General features: G+C 68.7%; 14 protein-coding genes. 6 read left to right on the plus strand and 8 right to left on the minus strand.

The features are described from left to right. Positions 1–148: 148 nt before the first annotated feature. From EV137_RS09735 to lepA, 5 genes are all read right to left on the minus strand, one after another. Positions 149–775 (minus strand): MOSC domain-containing protein, encoded by a 627-nt coding sequence (locus EV137_RS09735; protein ID WP_134127963.1) that lies wholly within the window; start codon positions 773–775, stop codon positions 149–151. A 24-nt stretch (positions 776–799) separates the two neighbouring features. Next, positions 800–2,185 carry an MFS transporter gene (locus EV137_RS09740; protein WP_134127965.1) on the minus strand — a complete coding sequence of 462 codons (1,386 nt, stop codon included), beginning with the start codon at positions 2,183–2,185 and terminating at the stop codon, positions 800–802. Further along, positions 2,182–2,760, minus strand: a complete 579-nt coding sequence (locus EV137_RS09745; protein ID WP_202870857.1) for a TetR/AcrR family transcriptional regulator — start codon at positions 2,758–2,760, stop codon at positions 2,182–2,184. The genes EV137_RS09740 and EV137_RS09745 overlap by 4 nt, the downstream gene beginning before the upstream one ends. Positions 2,761–2,832: 72 nt before the next feature. After that, entirely contained in the window at positions 2,833–3,741 is a 909-nt protein-coding gene (locus EV137_RS09750) for an aminoglycoside phosphotransferase family protein (RefSeq protein WP_134127967.1), read from the minus strand. After that, entirely contained in the window at positions 3,742–5,631 is a 1,890-nt protein-coding gene (lepA, locus tag EV137_RS09755; RefSeq protein WP_202870858.1) for a translation elongation factor 4, read from the minus strand. 114 nt (positions 5,632–5,745) lie between these two features. On the opposite strand from lepA, the gene EV137_RS09760 reads away from it, so the two are divergent. Genes EV137_RS09760 through EV137_RS09770 form a run of 3 tightly spaced genes read left to right on the plus strand, consistent with a single transcriptional unit; the run spans position 5,746 to position 8,303 of the window. Then, the gene (locus EV137_RS09760) at positions 5,746–6,651 is read left to right on the plus strand and encodes a phosphotransferase family protein (RefSeq protein ID WP_134127969.1); all 906 of its coding nucleotides are present in this window, start codon (positions 5,746–5,748) and stop codon (positions 6,649–6,651) included. A 33-nt stretch (positions 6,652–6,684) separates the two neighbouring features. Continuing rightward, on the plus strand, positions 6,685–7,194 hold the full coding sequence (locus EV137_RS09765; protein WP_134000249.1) for a SigE family RNA polymerase sigma factor: 510 nt from the start codon (positions 6,685–6,687) through the stop codon (positions 7,192–7,194). Further along, complete coding sequence (locus EV137_RS09770) at positions 7,191–8,303, plus strand: hypothetical protein (protein ID WP_134127971.1); 1,113 nt, start codon at positions 7,191–7,193, stop codon at positions 8,301–8,303. The genes EV137_RS09765 and EV137_RS09770 overlap by 4 nt, the downstream gene beginning before the upstream one ends. 75 nt (positions 8,304–8,378) lie before the next feature. Here EV137_RS09770 and EV137_RS09775 read toward each other — a convergent pair whose 3' ends face one another. Next, complete coding sequence (locus EV137_RS09775; RefSeq protein WP_134127973.1) at positions 8,379–11,375, minus strand: S8 family serine peptidase; 2,997 nt, start codon at positions 11,373–11,375, stop codon at positions 8,379–8,381. Positions 11,376–11,530: 155 nt separating this feature from the next. On the opposite strand from EV137_RS09775, the gene EV137_RS09780 reads away from it, so the two are divergent. Together EV137_RS09780 and rpsT are read left to right on the plus strand one after the other, a co-directional pair. Then, complete coding sequence (locus tag EV137_RS09780; protein WP_134127975.1) at positions 11,531–12,151, plus strand: SRPBCC family protein; 621 nt, start codon at positions 11,531–11,533, stop codon at positions 12,149–12,151. A gap of 15 nt (positions 12,152–12,166) precedes the next feature. Then, positions 12,167–12,427: a 30S ribosomal protein S20 gene (gene rpsT, locus EV137_RS09785; protein ID WP_134000261.1), complete on the plus strand. Its 261-nt coding sequence runs from the start codon at positions 12,167–12,169 to the stop codon at positions 12,425–12,427. 247 nt (positions 12,428–12,674) lie between these two features. Here the strand turns inward: rpsT and holA are convergent, their stop codons facing one another. After that, entirely contained in the window at positions 12,675–13,673 is a 999-nt protein-coding gene (gene holA / locus EV137_RS09790; protein WP_134001828.1) for a DNA polymerase III subunit delta, read from the minus strand. Between the two features lie 70 nt (positions 13,674–13,743). On the opposite strand from holA, the gene EV137_RS09795 reads away from it, so the two are divergent. After that, positions 13,744–14,313 (plus strand): isochorismatase family protein, encoded by a 570-nt coding sequence (locus EV137_RS09795; RefSeq protein ID WP_134127977.1) that lies wholly within the window; start codon positions 13,744–13,746, stop codon positions 14,311–14,313. On the opposite strand, the gene EV137_RS09800 is transcribed toward EV137_RS09795, so the two are convergent. Then, positions 14,303–16,525 (minus strand): ComEC/Rec2 family competence protein, encoded by a 2,223-nt coding sequence (locus EV137_RS09800; RefSeq protein ID WP_238175200.1) that lies wholly within the window; start codon positions 16,523–16,525, stop codon positions 14,303–14,305. The genes EV137_RS09795 and EV137_RS09800 overlap by 11 nt on opposite strands. Positions 16,526–16,636 lie beyond the last annotated feature (111 nt).

Here is a 16,636-nt window from a genome sequence, read left to right on the forward strand (position 1 = left end):
AACAAGCAGTCCACTCTCACCCGCCCCCACCTCGCCGCATTTCCCTGGCTGACCCACCAAATTGGGGGTTATCGACCCGTGACACGGGTGTAGAACCCCGCGTTTGGTGGGTCAACCACTCAAATGGGGATCGGCGGGGCGGTGGGGCTCACTCGCGGGACAGGACGCGGTGGGCGGTGTCGCGGAGTTCTTCCATCAGGTCTACGCCGGAGTCGAGCATGCGGCGGAACTTCGCGGGATCCTGCGGGCCGAACATCTCCGCGATGGTGACCTCGTGATCCGGACGCCTGAGGATCTCGATCGGGTCGCCGGCGCCGATCGTGCCTTCGCGGAGCACCTTCAGGTACGCGCCTGGGCAGCCCGCCTGGTGGAACCGTTTGACCCAGTGCGGTTCCTGCATGCGGTGCTGGAACGTGATGCACGGGATGCGCGGCGCGCGGACCATCACCTCGACCTCGTCGCCGATCCGCCACACCTCACCGAGCAGCGCGCCGCTGATGTCGATCCCCTCGGTCCGCAGGTTCTCGCCGAACAGACCGGTCGGGATGTCACGGCCGAGTTCGGCGGCCCACCAGCTGGCGTCCTCTTCGGCGTACGCGTAGAGCGCGAGATCCGGGCCGCCGTGGTTCTTGGTGTCGCAGACCCGGTCGCCGGCGAGACCGAGCTCACCGACCCGGACCCGGCCGGACTGCGGGCGCTTGTCGATCGCAGTGAATCCCGTCTCCTTCGGACCCGGGATCAGCTTCTCCACCACATTGACCGTCAGCAACCGCATACCGGCATCCTCTCCCGGCGACCGCTAAGGATCCACCGGTTTAAGCGGGAGTACGGCGACGGTCAGCAGGGTGGCCGCGGTGGCGGCGGCCCCGATCCAGGCGGCCGCGCCGTACCCGGACTCGCGGGGGAAGACGCCCGTCGTGTGAGTGGCCAGAATGAGGCCGCCGAGGGCGCTGCCGGTGGAGAAGCCGACGCTCCGGACGACCGCGTTCACGCTCATCGCGCTCGCCGTCTCGGCGGGCGGCGTGACCGCGAGGATGACGGCCGGCATCGCGGCCGAGAACGCGCCGACGCCGAAGCCGAGGACGCCGATCGCGAGAATCGGTTCGGTCAGGTGTGATCGGGCGACGGCGAAGAGTACGAATGCGACGAGGACCACCGACGTACTTGCTGCTAGCAACAACCTGGCACCCAGCCGGTCCCGCCAAGCAGGGATGAGGCGGCCGGCGACGAAGCCGAGGAGCGAGAACGGGACCAGGACGAGGCCGGCCTGGAAGGAGTTCAGGCCGAAGCCGTATCCGGCCGCCGCGGGGGTCTGCACGTAACGGGTGATCAGGCTGAAGAGCAGGTACATGCCGACGCCACCGGTGAGCATCACGAGATTGGCGGCGGCCACCGCGGGGTGCCTCAGGAGCTTGATGTCGACCAGCGGACTCTCGGTGCGGACCTCGAGGAAGGTCCAGCCGATCAGGAGCAGGATCGTGGCGACGAGGATCGCGACGGCCAGGCCTGTGTGGTGCCGCCACAGGACCGTGTCGCCGATGACGAGCAGTAACCCCGGCAGGGCGATCGCGAGCAGGATCGCGCCGCGGAGGTCGAGACGGGACGACGGCCGGTCCGGGGCCTGGGGTAGCGCGAAAACGGCCGCGGCGAAGGCGGCTACCGTGATTGCGAGGCCGAGTCCGTACGCCGCGCGAACGCCGGCGATGTCGGTGAGCAGCCCGGACAACGGATAGCCGATCCCGATCCCCGCGGTCGACGCGACGGACAGCAACGCGATCGTCCGCGCGGCCCGCTGCTCGTCCAGGTGGTCCCGCGCGACGGCCATCATCAGCACGATCAGTCCGATCCCGGAGCCCTGCAGCGCCCGGCCGACCAGCAGAAACGCGAACGGCAACGGGATCACGGTCAGCAGACTGCCGACGACCTCCACCGCGAGGATCGTCAGTACCACAGTTCGCCGCCGCGGACCGGACCCGAGTCGCCCGAGCACCGGTGTCGCCACGGCCCCCGCCAGCAACGCGATCGTCAATGTCCACTGCGAGGCGGCAAGCGAAACGCCGTACGCCTCGGCCACGGCCGTGATCAGCGGGGCGCCGAGACTCCCGATCACCGCGCCGACCAATCCGACGAAGATCAGGAACGACACGAGCGTCGCCGGAGACCGCACAACCTGTTTCGTCTTCATCGGTTGGTGTCGGTGGTGATGTGGGTGAAGAGGCCCGGTTTGATGCGGGTTCTGGCCTGGTGGGACCACGGTTCGTCGACCTGCGGGAGATCCAGGGCCGCATTCGTGTTGAGAAGCATGCCGAAGGCAAGGAACGCCTTCACCGTGACCGGGTCCAGTTGCGCGGTGTCGGCGACGGATTGCCACAACCGCGCGAAGCTCGCCCGTACGGCGTCCCGCACCTCACCGTCACCCGCTGCCGCGGCGGCTGTGCCCTGCAACTGGAGCAGCAGCGTCGTGCGGTCGGCGAGCATGTCGTTGTACTCCTGCCCCATCGCCGCCAGCGCCTCGACCCCGCTCGCCCCACCCGCGGCCGCGACCATCGCCAGCCGCATCCGCTCGAACGCGGCATCCACGCACTCCAGGAACAACAGCTTCTTCGTCCCGAACAACCGGAACACGTACGCCTGCGTGATCCCGGCCCGCCGCGCGATCGTCTCGGTCGAAGCGCCGTACAGCCCCGCAGCGGCGAACTCCTCCTCGGCGATCCCGAGAACCTGCTCCCGCCGCTGCTGCCCGCTCATCCGTGTCGGCATAGCGCCGAAGTTAGTAGGTAGTAACTACTAACTTCAACCCAGTGTCTACTAGCTCACGTCGATGACCGGGGGTCAGTCCTGGATGGCTTTGACGATGGCGATGTTGCGGGTCAGCCAGTCCTGCGGGAGGGACTCGTCGATGCTGGTGGACTCCAGGGTCCAGAGGACGTTGAGCATCTGGCGGACGATCACCCAGTTGCGGGCGCGGTCCTCGTCGAAGCCGGCCGCGTCGATCGTGGTCCAGAACCGCTGCCGGACCGCGAAGCGCAGGTCGTGGGCGGCCTCCACCTCGTCCCAGCGGTTCCAGATCAGGGGCGCGACCTCGTAGTGCGGGTCGCCGGACAGCGGTTTCGGGTCGATCACGAGCCACGGTTCACGGTCCGCGGCGAGCATGTTCTCGTAGTGCAGGTCGGTGTGGATCAGCCGGCCGTCGGTCGCGGGGTCGGCGATGAAGTCCTCGGCCAGCGAGATCGCCTGCTCGACGTACCGGTGCGGCACCGGCGCCGACGCGGGCAATTGCCGGAACCGCTCCACCCAGCGCTTCAGTTCCCCGGACAGCGTCCGGTACTGCGGGCCCGCGGGCACATGCAGCCGCTTGTAGGTCCCGCCAACGATCTCGCAGGCGTCCAGCGCGTCGATCGTCGTCAGGTCCCGCGGTTCCAAGCGTTCGAGCAGCAGCGCGAACCGGCGAGGGTCCGCGCGCAGCAGTCGTACGGCGCCGTTGCCGGCCCAGGCCCGCAGCGCCAGGTGCTCGGTCTCCGCCTCCCAGTGCGGGAACTGCACCTTCAGCACGGCCCGCTGCCCGTCGGCAAGCACCGGTACGACGATCGCGCAGTTCCCGTACGCCGCCGTACCGTCGACGCGCAACTCCCACTCGTCGAGGAGATCCCGCAGCAACCGCGGCAGCCGATCCAGCCAGTCCGCCCAGTCCTGCCCGCGCGACGCGACAACGAGCAGGCCTTCAGGAACCTGGACTGACACCTACTTCTTGCCGGCTTTCTCGGCGGATTCCGACGTACGGAGGGCGGCGATGAAGGCCTCTTGGGGGACCTCGACGCGACCGACCATCTTCATCCGCTTCTTGCCTTCCTTCTGCTTCTCGAGCAGCTTGCGTTTCCGGGTGATGTCACCGCCGTAGCACTTGGCGAGCACGTCCTTGCGCATCGCGCGGATCGACTCGCGGGCGATGATCCGGGACCCGATCGCGGCCTGGATGGGCACCTCGAACTGCTGCCTGGGAATCAGTTCCTTCAGCTTGCCGGCCAGCGCGACGCCGTACGAGTAAGCGTTGTCGCGGTGCACGATCGCCGAGAACGCGTCGACCGTCTCGCCCTGCAGCAGGATGTCGACCTTGACCAGCGCCGCCGCCTGCTCGCCGGTCGGTTCGTAGTCGAGGGACGCGTAGCCCTTGGTCTTGGACTTCAGCTGGTCGAAGAAGTCGAAGACGATCTCGGCCAGCGGCAGCGTGTAGCGCAGCTCGACCCGGTCCTCGGACAGGTACTCCATGCCGCCCAGGTTGCCCCGCTTGGTCTGGCACAGCTCCATGATCACGCCGATGTAGTCCTTGGGGCTCAGGATCGTCGCCTTCACCACCGGCTCGTAGATGTCGGCGATCTTGCCCTCGGGGAACTCGCTCGGGTTGGTGACGACGAACTCCTTGCCGTCCTCCATCTCCACCCGGTAGACCACGTTCGGCGCGGTCGAGATCAGCGCCAGGTCGAACTCGCGCTCGAGCCGCTCGCGGACGATCTCCATGTGCAGCAGCCCGAGGAAGCCGCACCGGAAGCCGAACCCGAGCGCCCCCGACGTCTCAGGCTCGTACTGCAGGGCCGCGTCGTTCAGCTGCAGCCGCTCCAGCGCGTCGCGCAGCGTCGGGTAGTCGTCGCCGTCGATCGGGAACAGCCCGGAGTACACCATCGGCTGCGGGTGCTTGTAGCCGCCGAGCGGCTCGGTCGCGCCGTGGACGGCCGCGGTGACGGTGTCACCGACCCGGGACTGACGGACGTCCTTCACCCCGGTGATCAGGTAGCCGACCTCACCTACGCCGATACTCGGCGTCTTCATCGGCTCCGGGGAGATCACCCCGACCTCGAGCATCTCGTGCACCGCGCCGGTCGACATCATCTTGATCCGGTCCCGGTGCGTCAGCTCGCCGTCGACCACCCGGACGTAGGTGACCACGCCGCGGTACGTGTCGTAGACCGAGTCGAAGATCAGCGCCCGCGGCGGCGCGTCCTTCACGCCCTGCGGCGGCTCCACCTGCGCGACGATCTCGCTGAGGAGATCCTCGACGCCCTCACCGGTCTTCGCGGACACCTTGAGCACGTCGGACGGGTCGCATCCGATGATGTGGGCGAGCTCGGCGGCGTACTTCTCCGGTTGCGCGCTCGGCAGGTCGATCTTGTTCAGCACCGGGATGATGTGCAGGTCGGCGTTCAGCGCGAGGTACAGGTTCGCCAGGGTCTGGGCCTCGATCCCCTGCGCGGCGTCCACCAGCAGAACGGCGCCTTCACACGCCTCGAGCGACCGCGAGACCTCGTACGTGAAGTCCACGTGGCCCGGCGTGTCGATCATGTTCAGGATGTACGTCGTACCGTCCGGCGCGAGCAGGCCGCCCGGGGTGTCCGGCTTCGGGGCGAACGGGAGCCGGACCGCCTGCGACTTGATCGTGATGCCGCGCTCGCGCTCGATGTCCATCCGGTCCAGGTACTGGGCCCGCATCGAGCGGTCGTCGACCACCCCGGTGATCTGCAGCATCCGATCGGCCAGCGTCGACTTGCCGTGGTCGATATGGGCGATGATGCAGAAGTTCCGGATCAGCGACGGGTCGGTGCGACCCGGCTGCGGCACTTTCGTGGGGCCAACGGGCACGGAGGGGATCCAGTTCTGGTCTCGAAGGGTATATCCGGTCAATCATCCCATGGCGGTCCAGCAGATTCGAAAATCACGGGCGGACGGCCTCTGGGCCGCCTACCGTGTGGTCGCATGGCGCATGCTGCTGGGGTCCGTTTGCCCTTCGAGAAGCTGCCCGCCGCGGTGCGGGCCTGGGTGGAGCGCTCTCTCGGGTCCGTGGTGGTGTCGGCGGTCACCCAGCAGGGAGGCTTCTCCCCTGGTGTCGCGGCCCGCCTGGTGACCGCCTCCGGCCGCCGGGCCTTCGTCAAGACCGTCGGTACGGCGCTCAACCCGAAGACGCCGGAGCTGTTCCGCCAGGAGATCACCGCGATGCAGGGCATCGGCACCGTCCCGATGGCACCGGTCCTGTACGACGTGTACGACGACGGCGACTGGGTCGGGATGCTCTTCGAGGACGTCGAGGGGCGACTACCCGCGCACCCGTGGGAGCAGGCCGACGCCGACCGGGTGCTGGGCGCACTGGAGGAGCTGACCGACGCCCTGGACCCGTCACCGTGGCCGGACGCACCTGTGGCGGCTCTCCGGAGCAGGGAGTTCCTGAGCCGGTGGGACAAGGTGCTGGAGGACGGTCTCGCCGTACCTTCGTGGATGGAAGGCCGGGTTGAGGAGTTCGCGGAGCTGGCGCGGACAGGGCTTCGTGAGCTGGCCGAGGGCAAGGCGCTGGCGCACTGGGACCTGCGAGCCGACAACATCATCCTGACCGAGGACAGCGTGGTGTTCATCGACTGGGCGCACCCGGCGCTGGCACCCCGCTGGGCGGACACTGTGATCCTGCACGCCGACATGCGCGGGTCCGTCACGCTGCCGGCCTTGCCAAACGACCCGGCCATCACTGGGTTCATCGCGGCGATAGGTGGCGGGTTGTGGTGGGGTGCGGCTCAGCCGGCGCCACCTGGGCTGCCGACGATTCGCACGTGGCAGCGCGAGAGTGCTCTGGTGCACCTGGACTGGGTGCGGGAGCGGACGCAGCGTTCCTGAGCGCCGCGCGTCTCTAGCGGTGTGACGAATCAAATGGTGAGCATCGAACGCCCGGCGCCTGCACAGGCGGCCGTGTCGGCGCTTTACCAGCAGCATTGGCCCGGACTGGTCCGGCTGGCGGTGCTGATGGTCGACGACCGGCAGGCGGCGGAGGACGTCGTACAGGAGGCTTTTGCCGAGCTGTACCGGCGCTGGCCGTTGCGGGGGCCCGATGCGGCGCTCGCCTACCTGCGTACGGCGGTGGTGAACCGCAGCCGGTCCGTACTACGACGACGCAAGGTCGCGCGGCTGTACATCCCACCGCACCAGGCGCCGAGCGCCTCCGCCGAGAGCGACGCCGTACTGAGCGAGGAACGGACACAGGTACAGCAGGCGCTCCAGGGACTGGCACGGCGGATGCGCGAGGTCCTCGTCCTGCGCTACTACCTCGATCTCCCCTTCGCCGAGATCGCCCAGATTCTCGGGATCAGCGAGTCCTCCGCCCGCGCCACGTCGTCGCGCGGTCTCGCCGTCCTGACCGAACGTCTCGAGGAACTCCGATGACCGACACCGAAACCCGCCTCCGCGACTACCTGCACACCCAGGCCGCCACCGTCCCCGACAGCGCCCAGGGCCCGGGCCTCGAACCACCCGAACGCCGCCGCCATTGGCCGGTTCTCGCGGCCGCCGCAGCGATCGTCGTGGTCGTCGTACTGGCGGCATCCCTTATGACCCGAGGCGACCGACCCGACCCGGCGCGACGCCCGGCGCCACCTGTCTCCGGAGCCGCTCCCCAGGTTCCGTACACCGTGTACGAGGAGAACTCGCTCCACGACGGCAAGCAGAGGGTGCGTATTCCGACGGGGGTCGACGGCTACTTCTTCGGGCGAGCCGGCGGCGGCTGGTTGGGCTCGAAGATGCCCAAGACCGGTCAGTTCCAGCCTGGCATCCTGCTGCCGAGCGGCGCGTTCCGGACGCTCGGCCCAGACCGGTCCGGCTATCAAGTCCTGTCGCCGGATCGCAAGCAGGTGGCGATGTACCACTACCTGTCCAACACCCGCGGCCAGGTGATCGTCGTCGACATCCGGTCCGGGAAGCAGGTAACACAGTTGCCCGCCGCGACTGGGCAACCGGCCCTCCTCGGCTGGAACCAGGACGGCCTGTGGATGGACCGTGGGAAAGCCGGACTCGTCGTCTGGCAGCCGGCATCCGGTCAGCAGCGACCGGTGTCCATCCCCGGCTTCGACGGCGCCGCGGCGATTCCAGCGGCGGCCGGGACCATCGTCGTGTCGGCCAAGGCCGGCGGGAAGCGGTGCCTCAAGGCCGGTGCGCTGCGCGACGACGGGTTCAAGGTACTGCGGGAGTACTGCGACGAGGGACCTGAGCAGCTGTACCCGGTGCTGTCACCCGACGGCCGGACCATGATCCACAGCGTGCGAGCGGAGGCGATCGACGTCAACACCGGTCAGGTCACCAAGCTCAAGCTGCAGGACAGGATGACGGACACCCTGCCGCTGCCGGTCTTCGAGAACGGCACCCAGCTGCTGACACTCACCGAGACGGTCGGCTCCGGCGGCCTCGTCCACAATCAACTGTTCCGCTGCGACGTCACGTCGGGCGAGTGCAAGCTGCTGGTCAAGAAGGCGGACGGCTGGACGATCCACGAGCCGTAACAGACCGACGAGGGCGGCCCGGTGATGTCTCCGGGCCGCCCTCGTCGTCGTCAGCCGTCTACGCGTACGACGGTCTCAGCTGTCTACGCGTAGGACGGTGGAGCCGGAGCCGTCGGCGCCGTCGGTGAAGTGGAGCTGGCCGAGGTAGCGGGTACCTGCGGTCAGTCCGGTCCAGTTGGCAGTTACTGAAGCCTGGCCGGCGACTGTCACCGGCTGGCTGGCCGGAGTGACGGTCAGGTTGCCTTCGGGCTTCTGCAGCTCCCAGTGGTCGAGTTTGACCTGTTGCTCGTTCGCTCCGGCGTACAGGTCGACGTACACGTCCACCTGACCGCCTGCGGGCTGCGACAGGTTCACCTCTTCCTCGGCGGAGCCACCGGTGCTGCTGCCGAGCAGGGTCGTCGTACCGGCCTTGTACGCGAACACGTCCAGGTCGGTGCCGGCCGGATAGTCCGCGTCGAACGTGGAGAACCGGGCGTACGTCGTACCTGCCGGGACGTTCACGGTGAACTTCGCGACGTGGTCGTTGGCCTTCGGCGCAGTCGTCGGGAACGACACGCCACCCGGGTTCTTCAGCGCGGCCTCGCCGACCGTGGCCGGGTTCAGGCCCACTGCGGTGGTCTCGAGCGTGCCGGCGTACCCGGCCGTGACCGGGACCTGCACCGAACCGGCGGTGCCGGTGCCGTTGACCTGGACCGGCGCCTTCACCGTCAGCGGCTTGATCGCCAGCGTGCTCGCGACCGAATGCCTCACCGACTTCCACACCAGGCGGCCGAACGAGTACTGCTCGAGCGGGGCGCCGTCGTTCTCGATCGTGACCTTGTACGTCGTGCTGCGGCCCGGGAGCGTGACCAGGATCCGCGGCGTCACGGTCACCTTCAGGCCCTTGAGCCCCTCGACCTGCGGGAAGTAGACCTCCGGGACGTCGCCGACGTTCGTGACGGTCCGGGTCACGGTCTGCTTGCCGGCCAGGTCACCGATCGCGATCGTCGGGTAGTTCAGGTCGCTGAGGTCGATCTTGCCGTTCGCGCACAGCTCGTGCGTGCTCGGCACCTGCCCGGAGCCGCAGACGAACTTCGTCCAGTCGGTGTACGTCGAGTCGTAGACCAGGCCCGGGTCCATGCCGAGCTTCGGCTGCACCTGGCCGGCACCGTACCCGAACGGGTTCGCCGGCGAGCCGGAGTCGTTCTGGATCGGCTTGCCGCTGGTGTCCTTGTCGGTGGCGGTCGTCATCATCGCCGACTTGATCGCCATCGGGGACCAGGTCGGGTGCTTGCTCTTCAGCACCGCCGCGATCCCGGCGATGTGCGGCGTGGACATCGACGTACCGCTCATGAAGGCGTACTCGCCACCGGCCGCGCTGAACGCGGTCGTCGCGGCCAGCACGTTCGTGCCCGGCGCCATGATGTCCGGCTTGAGCAGGTCGCCGTTGCCGGCCGGGGACGGACCGCGGCTGGAGGAGCTGGCCACCTTCGGCGCGTTGACGCGGACCGGCGTACCGGGGCCGATGGTCGCGGTCGGGTTCGCGGTGCCGCTCACGTACGCCTTGACCGCGGGCGTCGCCTTGTCGTCGAGGTGGACGGTCGGGACCGAGTGCAGGTCAGCGTCCAGCGTGCCCGGGGTGATGTTGAGCAGGATCATGCCGACACCGCCCGCGTTCTTCACCTGCAGGCTCTTGTCGACGCGGGCGTTCCCACCGCGGTCACAGACCACGATCTTGCCGGTGGCCTTCGCCGGGTCGAGCGTGCCCGCCTGGCAGAGCGCGAGGTTGGCCGGGTCGGCGTTGGGCAGGCCCGCGTCCTTGGCCAGGACCACCGGCGTCTGCGGCGTACCGGAACCGATGCCCGCGCCGGTGTAGGACTTGCCGTCGCCGAGCGTCACGGTGGTCTGGATGTCGCGGTCATGGGTGCCGTTGGCAACCGACGTGACCCAGGGGTACGTCTTGCCGACGGTCGCCTCGCCCGGACCGGTGTTCCCGGCGCTGGTCGCGACGAACACGCCCGCCTTGGCCGCCCGCAGGAACGCGAGACCGGTGGCGTTCACGTACGTCGATCCGCTGCCGGAGATCGAGTAGTTGATGACGTCGACGCCGTCGGAGACCGCGGCGTCGATCGCGGCCACGATGTCGGCGTCCGTACCGCTGCCGCCGCCGGTCGCGTCGACCGCCCACAGCGCCTTGTAGATCGCGAGGCGGGCGTGCGGCGCCATACCGGAGCCCTTGCCGTAGTCGCGGCCCATGACGGTCATGTCGACGCCGTAGTTACCGGCCGCGGTGCTGGCGGTGTGGGTGCCGTGGCCGCCGTAGTCACGTGGCGACTTGAACTCGTCCGGGATCGGGCGGGTGCCGATGCCCTTGTCGAAGTACCGGGCGCCGATCACCTTGTTGTTGCAGGTGACGGGCGCCTCCTCGCCGGCCTGGCAGGTGCCCTTCCACTTCTTCGCGACGATCGCGTCGGACTGCTTCGTGGTCTTCATCGGCGCGAAACTCGCCCGCTCCGGGACGTACCCGGAGTCGATCATGCCGATGATCACGCCGTCGCCGGCCTTGTCGATACCGCCCGCCTGCTGCCAGGCGCCGCCCTTGCCGGACAGCCCGAGGAAACGCGGGGTGTCGACGGTGTCGGCGTGCTGGATCTCGCTCGGCTCGACGCTCTTCACCCCCGACGACTTGGCCAGCTTGACCGCGTCGTCGTACGACATCTCGGCGGAGAATCCGGCGTACGTGTAGCTGTAGTCGTAGAGCTTCTTGACGCCCGGGACCTTGGCGAGGACCTCGTCGCGCTCACCGGCGAGGTGCTTCACGTAGTCGACGACCGGCGCCGCGGTCTTCAGCAGCTTGCCGCCCGGCAGCACCTTGGTGGCGGGCAGGCCGGCGATGTCACCGGCGTACTCGGCGACCGGGGAGTCGTCGAGCTGGACGATGTACGACCCGGTCTCGGAGCGCTTGACCTCCGGATCGGCGGAGGTGCTCGGGGCCGGCTGGCTGGCACTCGCGGCGTTCACCAGCACGGGTACGCCGGCGCAGGCGGCGATCAGTGCGGTGGCGACGAGGATCGCCGGGCGTTTGCGGGTCACGCAGTTCCTCCAGGGCTTGGACGGAGCGATGGTGGAGCCTTCGGCTCGCGGAAGTTCCCGGCGCGCGGGCGTCACGGGGCCCTGAGTATGCCGTCAGCCGCCGACAGTGTCACGCTGTGCACAGGAGATGACGGCCGACAGCAAGGGAAAACCCGATGCCGGATCTGACCGAGTCCATCACAGTGCATTCGCCCGCTGACGCACTGTATCGGATGGTCAGTGATCTGCCCCGGATGCGCGAGTGGAGCCCGGAGTGCACCCGCGTCACCTGGTCTTCGGGTCAGTCCTCGGGCGGGTCCTCCGTCGGGTCGGGCGCGGGGCCGGCGCCGGGTGCCCGGTTCGTCGGGCACAACCGGGCCGGCGTCGTCCGCTGGTTCACGTTCGGGAAGGTGGTGACCGCGCAGCCCGGCCGCCGGTTCACCTTCGACATCACCTTCGGCCCGGTCCCGATCTCGCGCTGGGACTACGAGTTCACCCCGACCGCGACCGGCTGCGAGGTCACCGAGTCCTGGACCGACCATCGCCCGACGGTCCTCAAGCTCCTCTTCCGTCCCGTCTTCGGCAACCGCGCCCCACGCAACGCCCACGGCATCCACACCACCCTGACCCGGCTGAAACCGCCGCCGAAACAACCGCGCGAGCCTGATTCACCTCCTGCCCAGCCGGAGCGGGTTTGGAGGAGTGGACGGCTTGTTGGTAATCTGGCTCGTCGCGTGTTCACGGGTGGTGCTCAGCCGTGCGCCGCACCACCTTCCGTAATGACCGCATACTCCTGATCGAGGCTCTTCTTCGTGGCGAACATCAAGTCCCAGATCAAGCGCAACCGCCAGAACGAGGCTGCGCGACTTCGCAACAAGTCGGTGAAGTCGACCCTCAAGACGGCTGTTCGCCGCTTCCACGAGGCCGTTGAGGCCGGCGAGGCCGAGAAGGCCACCGAGACCGCCCGCAAGGCCGGTCGGCTGCTCGACAAGGCCGTCAGCAAGGGCGTCATCCACGCCAACCAGGCGGCGAACCGCAAGTCGGCCCTCTTCAAGAAGGCCGCTTCCCTCTAACACCAGGGCCGCGTCCCCGGACGCACCCCGCCAACGATCGGCCAGTCCCCGCGACCGGCCGATCGTTTTTGCGTCCCCAGGGCCAGGTCGAGCGGTTGGTCAGCCCCAGCCGTAGCGATGGCAGGTTGTCAGCAGCCGTGTAGGTGGTCAGCGGGGGCCGTGACGATGGGCAGGGTTTGTCCGCGGCCGTGGGCAGGGTTTATCCCGGCGGCGGTGGGCAGGTTTGTCAGCGCCCGCGGGCAGGTGGTTAGCGGCGGCCGTGGGCTCGGGTGATGGTGAGGACCATGCGTTCCAAGGCGTAGCCGGCGTCGCCCGAGGCGCCCTTGACGTCCGCGTCGGCCTGCGCGACTGCCTTGATCGCGGTGGCGAGACCACCCGGAGTCCAGCTGCGCGACTGCTGCTTGAGCTGCTTGAGCTTCCACGGCGGTACGCCGACCTCGCGCGCCAGGTCCGCCTCCCGCATCCCACTCGGCGCACTCGAGTACTTCGCCAGCCCCCGCAACCCGCCCGCCATCGCGCTCGTCACCAGCACCGGCGCCACACCGCAGTCCAACGCCCACCGCAGCTGCTCCAGCGCCGGCTCCGTCCGACCGGCGATCGCCGCATCCGCGACCGCGAAGCTCGTGACCTCCGCACGCCCACCGAAGTACTGCCCGATCAGCTGAGTCGTCACAGCCTGACCGCCAGAGTCCGACACCAACTGCGAACACGCGCCGGCCAGCGCCCGCAGGTCGTGACCGACCGCGTCCACCAGCGCCGACGCCGCCCCTTCGTCGACCGTCCCACCGTGCAGCCGGATCTCTCCCGCCACGAACTGCGGAAGCTCCCACGCCTTCGGCGCGGTCGCGACGACCTCGGTGACCGATGCCTTCCGCAACTTGTCGAGGACGCCCTTCCCCTTCTGCCCACCGGAGTGCACCAGCACGGCGAGTACGTCGTCGGACGGCGAACCGGCGTACTCGATCAGATGCGGCGCCATCTCACTCGGCAGGTTCTCCAGCCCGCGTAGCACCAGCACCCGCTCGGTCGCGAACAACGACGGCCCGGTCAGCTCCGCGAACACCCCGACGTCCAGCGTCGACGCCTCGAGATCCGTCACCTCGACCGCGCTGTCGCCGGCGTCCGCCGCGTTCTTCGACACCGCCGCGATCGCCGACCGCACGGCCCGATCCGCCAGGAACGACTCGGTCCCGGTCACGAGGAGCACATCGCCGAGCTTCGGCGCAGAACCTTTACGAGCAGCCACCCCGTCAGCATCCCACGCCCTCCGGACAATCCCGGTGCGGCCCCGCAGCAAACCGGCGAGGATGGCGGCCATGACCTCACCCGTCGCGATGGCCTCGCCCGTCGACGCCTTGGTTCTTGTCGATCTGCAGACCGCGTTCGTCTCCGGCCCCGACGCAGTACCCGGCGCCGCTGACCTCCTGGATCGGACAAGCGACCTGCTGGACCGGGCCCGGGTCGCCGGCGCGGTCGTCGTACATCTGCAGAACGATGGTCCACCCGGCGCTGACGACGAGCCCGGCACGCCCGGCTGGGAGCTGTACCTGCCGCTCAAGCCAGGCCCGCGCGAGCACGTGATCCGCAAGCCACGCGACGACGGCTTCGACTCGACACCGCTCGGGGAGATCCTGGTGTCAGCCGGCGTACGCTCGCTCGCCATCTGCGGCGTCATGTCAGAGATGTGCGTACACGCGACCGCAAAAACCGCACTCGCCCGCGGCTACCGAGTCGTTCTCCCGTACGACGCCCACGCCACGTACGACGTACCCGCCGTCCCCGGCGTAGCGGACCAGATCCCAGCCCACATCGTCTCCCGAGTAGCCGCCTGGTCCCTGGGCGACCAACCCGAAAACACCACCCCAACCTCCGCCGTCACCTTCTAACTCCCTCGTGCAGCCGTGGGTGGGTGGTTAAGGCGAGGTGGTTGTTGGTGTTGGTGACGACAAGCGGACCGCTGACGTTGGTCGTGGCTGTTCGGACCGCGTCGTGGGACAGAAGGTCCAGGGTCCTCGGTGCCGGGTGTCCGTAGTCGTTGTCGCGCCCGGCTGAGATGAGCGCCAACCGCGCGTTCGCCGCGGCGATGAACCCAGGATCCTGCTGAGCCGATCCATGGTGCGGAACCTTCAACACATCCGCCCGCAGGTCGACTCCCGTCGCCACAACGGCACGCTGCGACTCAGGCTCCAGGTCGCCGGTGAGCAGGATCCGGAGGCCGTCGAGCTCGACCATCATCGCGATGCTGGCATTGTTCTCCGGCGATCCCTCATCCGTGGACGTCGCCGACGACGTACCGGGCGGAGGCAGTGCCGGCACCTTCGCCGGCCACAGCGTCGTCCACCTCACCTCCCCCACGACCCGTTGCTCCCGAAATGCGACCGTCCGCACAACCACCCCGTGCCGCGACGCCAACTCAACGACCCGGTCGTACTCGGCCCGCGGCGAGGAGTACGGCGTCACCTCGATCTCGCCCACCCGTCGATCGTTCAGTACGCCGGCCAGCCCGCCGACATGATCCGCGTGGAAGTGGCTCAGCACGACGACCGGGATGTACTTGATGTCCAGGTCCTTCAGACACCGATCCATCGCCGCCGGATCCGGCCCGGTGTCGACGACAACCGCCGTACGATCACCCGCCCGCAACACCAGACCGTCTCCCTGTCCGACATCACACACGACGAACAACCAGTCGTCGGGCGGCCATCCGAGCGATCCGACAGGACGCAGTACGACGACCGCGAGCAGGATCACCGCGAGGATCATCGCAATCGGGCGAGCCAGGATGCGGTGCAGACCCAGTACGAGCGCCAGGCAGAGCACCGCCAGTACGGCGACACCGACCACCGTCGCCGGCCACGCGTTGGCGGCGCCCGGGAGGTCCGCGCCTTCGCGGGCAACCAGGATGATCCAGCGGGCCGGCCATCCGGCAGCCCAGCCGACGACCTGCGCCAATTGACTGCTCACCAGGGCGGCTCCGGCCGTGACGAACCCGAGAATCGTGGCCGGGCCGACCATTGGACCCGCCAACAGGTTGGCGGCGACGGCGATCAATGACACTTCGCCCGACAGCCACGCGACAATCGGTGTACAGGCGAGCTGCGCGGCAAGCGGGCACGAGATCGCGTCGGCCAGCCAGTCAGGCATCCACTTCGCCAACGCATCCCGCCAACCAGGTCCGAGCAGGATGATGCCCGCTGTCGCGAGCACCGACAGCGCGAACCCGGCCGAACGGGCGAGCGACGTGTCCAGTAGCAGCAACACGATCACTGCGACCGACAGACTGCGTACGGCGCGGCGCCGCCCGCCCCCGCTGGTCATCGCCACCAACGCGATCAGTCCCATCGCGGCCGCCCGCAGGACGCTCGGCTGTGGTCTGGCGAGGACGATGAACACGACGACCGTCGACAACCCGACCACGGTCAGCCCGCGCGCTCGCACACCGATCAGGCGCGCCAGCGGGAGGAGGAACGCGAGCAGGAGCGTCAGGTTGGTCCCTGAGACGGCGGACAGGTGCGTCAGGCCCGTGGTTTGGAAGTCTGCGTTCAGGTCGGTTGACACGCCCGAGACGTCGCCCATGACGAGTGCGGGGACGAGCCCGCGAACGTCCTCGGGCTCACCAGCGACCGCATCTCGCAGTCCTGCTCGGACCCGCTCAGCCGCACGCAGCCACCACGGTGGCTCGTCTACTGTCCGCGGCGGCGACCTGGTGGAGAGCATCGCGGCCACCTCGGCACCACCTTCTACTTGCTCGAGCCTCCCGTTCGCGTCGACATGCTGGCCGTACCTGACGCGCTCCCATTTCGCAGTACCTACAACCAGCACCGGCGTCCGCACCCGTTCCCGGATCGCGTTCTCCGAGCCGGCGCGACTGCGGATCTCCTCGATGGTCGCCCTGACCACGACATACGGCGGCCGTCTACTGGTGGTGCTCTGCCGGAGCGACGGATCCCCGTCGATCTTGAGCCGGACGGTGACCGTCGCCGAGTGGGTCGCGAGTTCCTGCACGGGTCCCGCGCGAAGGGCGGCGGTGTGCAGCCCGGCTGCTATCGCCAGCCCACCCACAACAACCAACGAACCCACAACCACCCAACCAGCCATCCAGCGACTGGCATGTCGGAATGCTGCAGTTCTGGAGCCAAGGTTCGGCCGTCGGAGGATCAGCCCGAGCGTCGCGGCGAGTGCCAGCGCGAGGCCGGCGACACTCCCGCC

Source organism: Kribbella pratensis (genome assembly GCF_004366075.1).
Lineage (GTDB): Bacteria > Actinomycetota > Actinomycetes > Propionibacteriales > Kribbellaceae > Kribbella > Kribbella pratensis.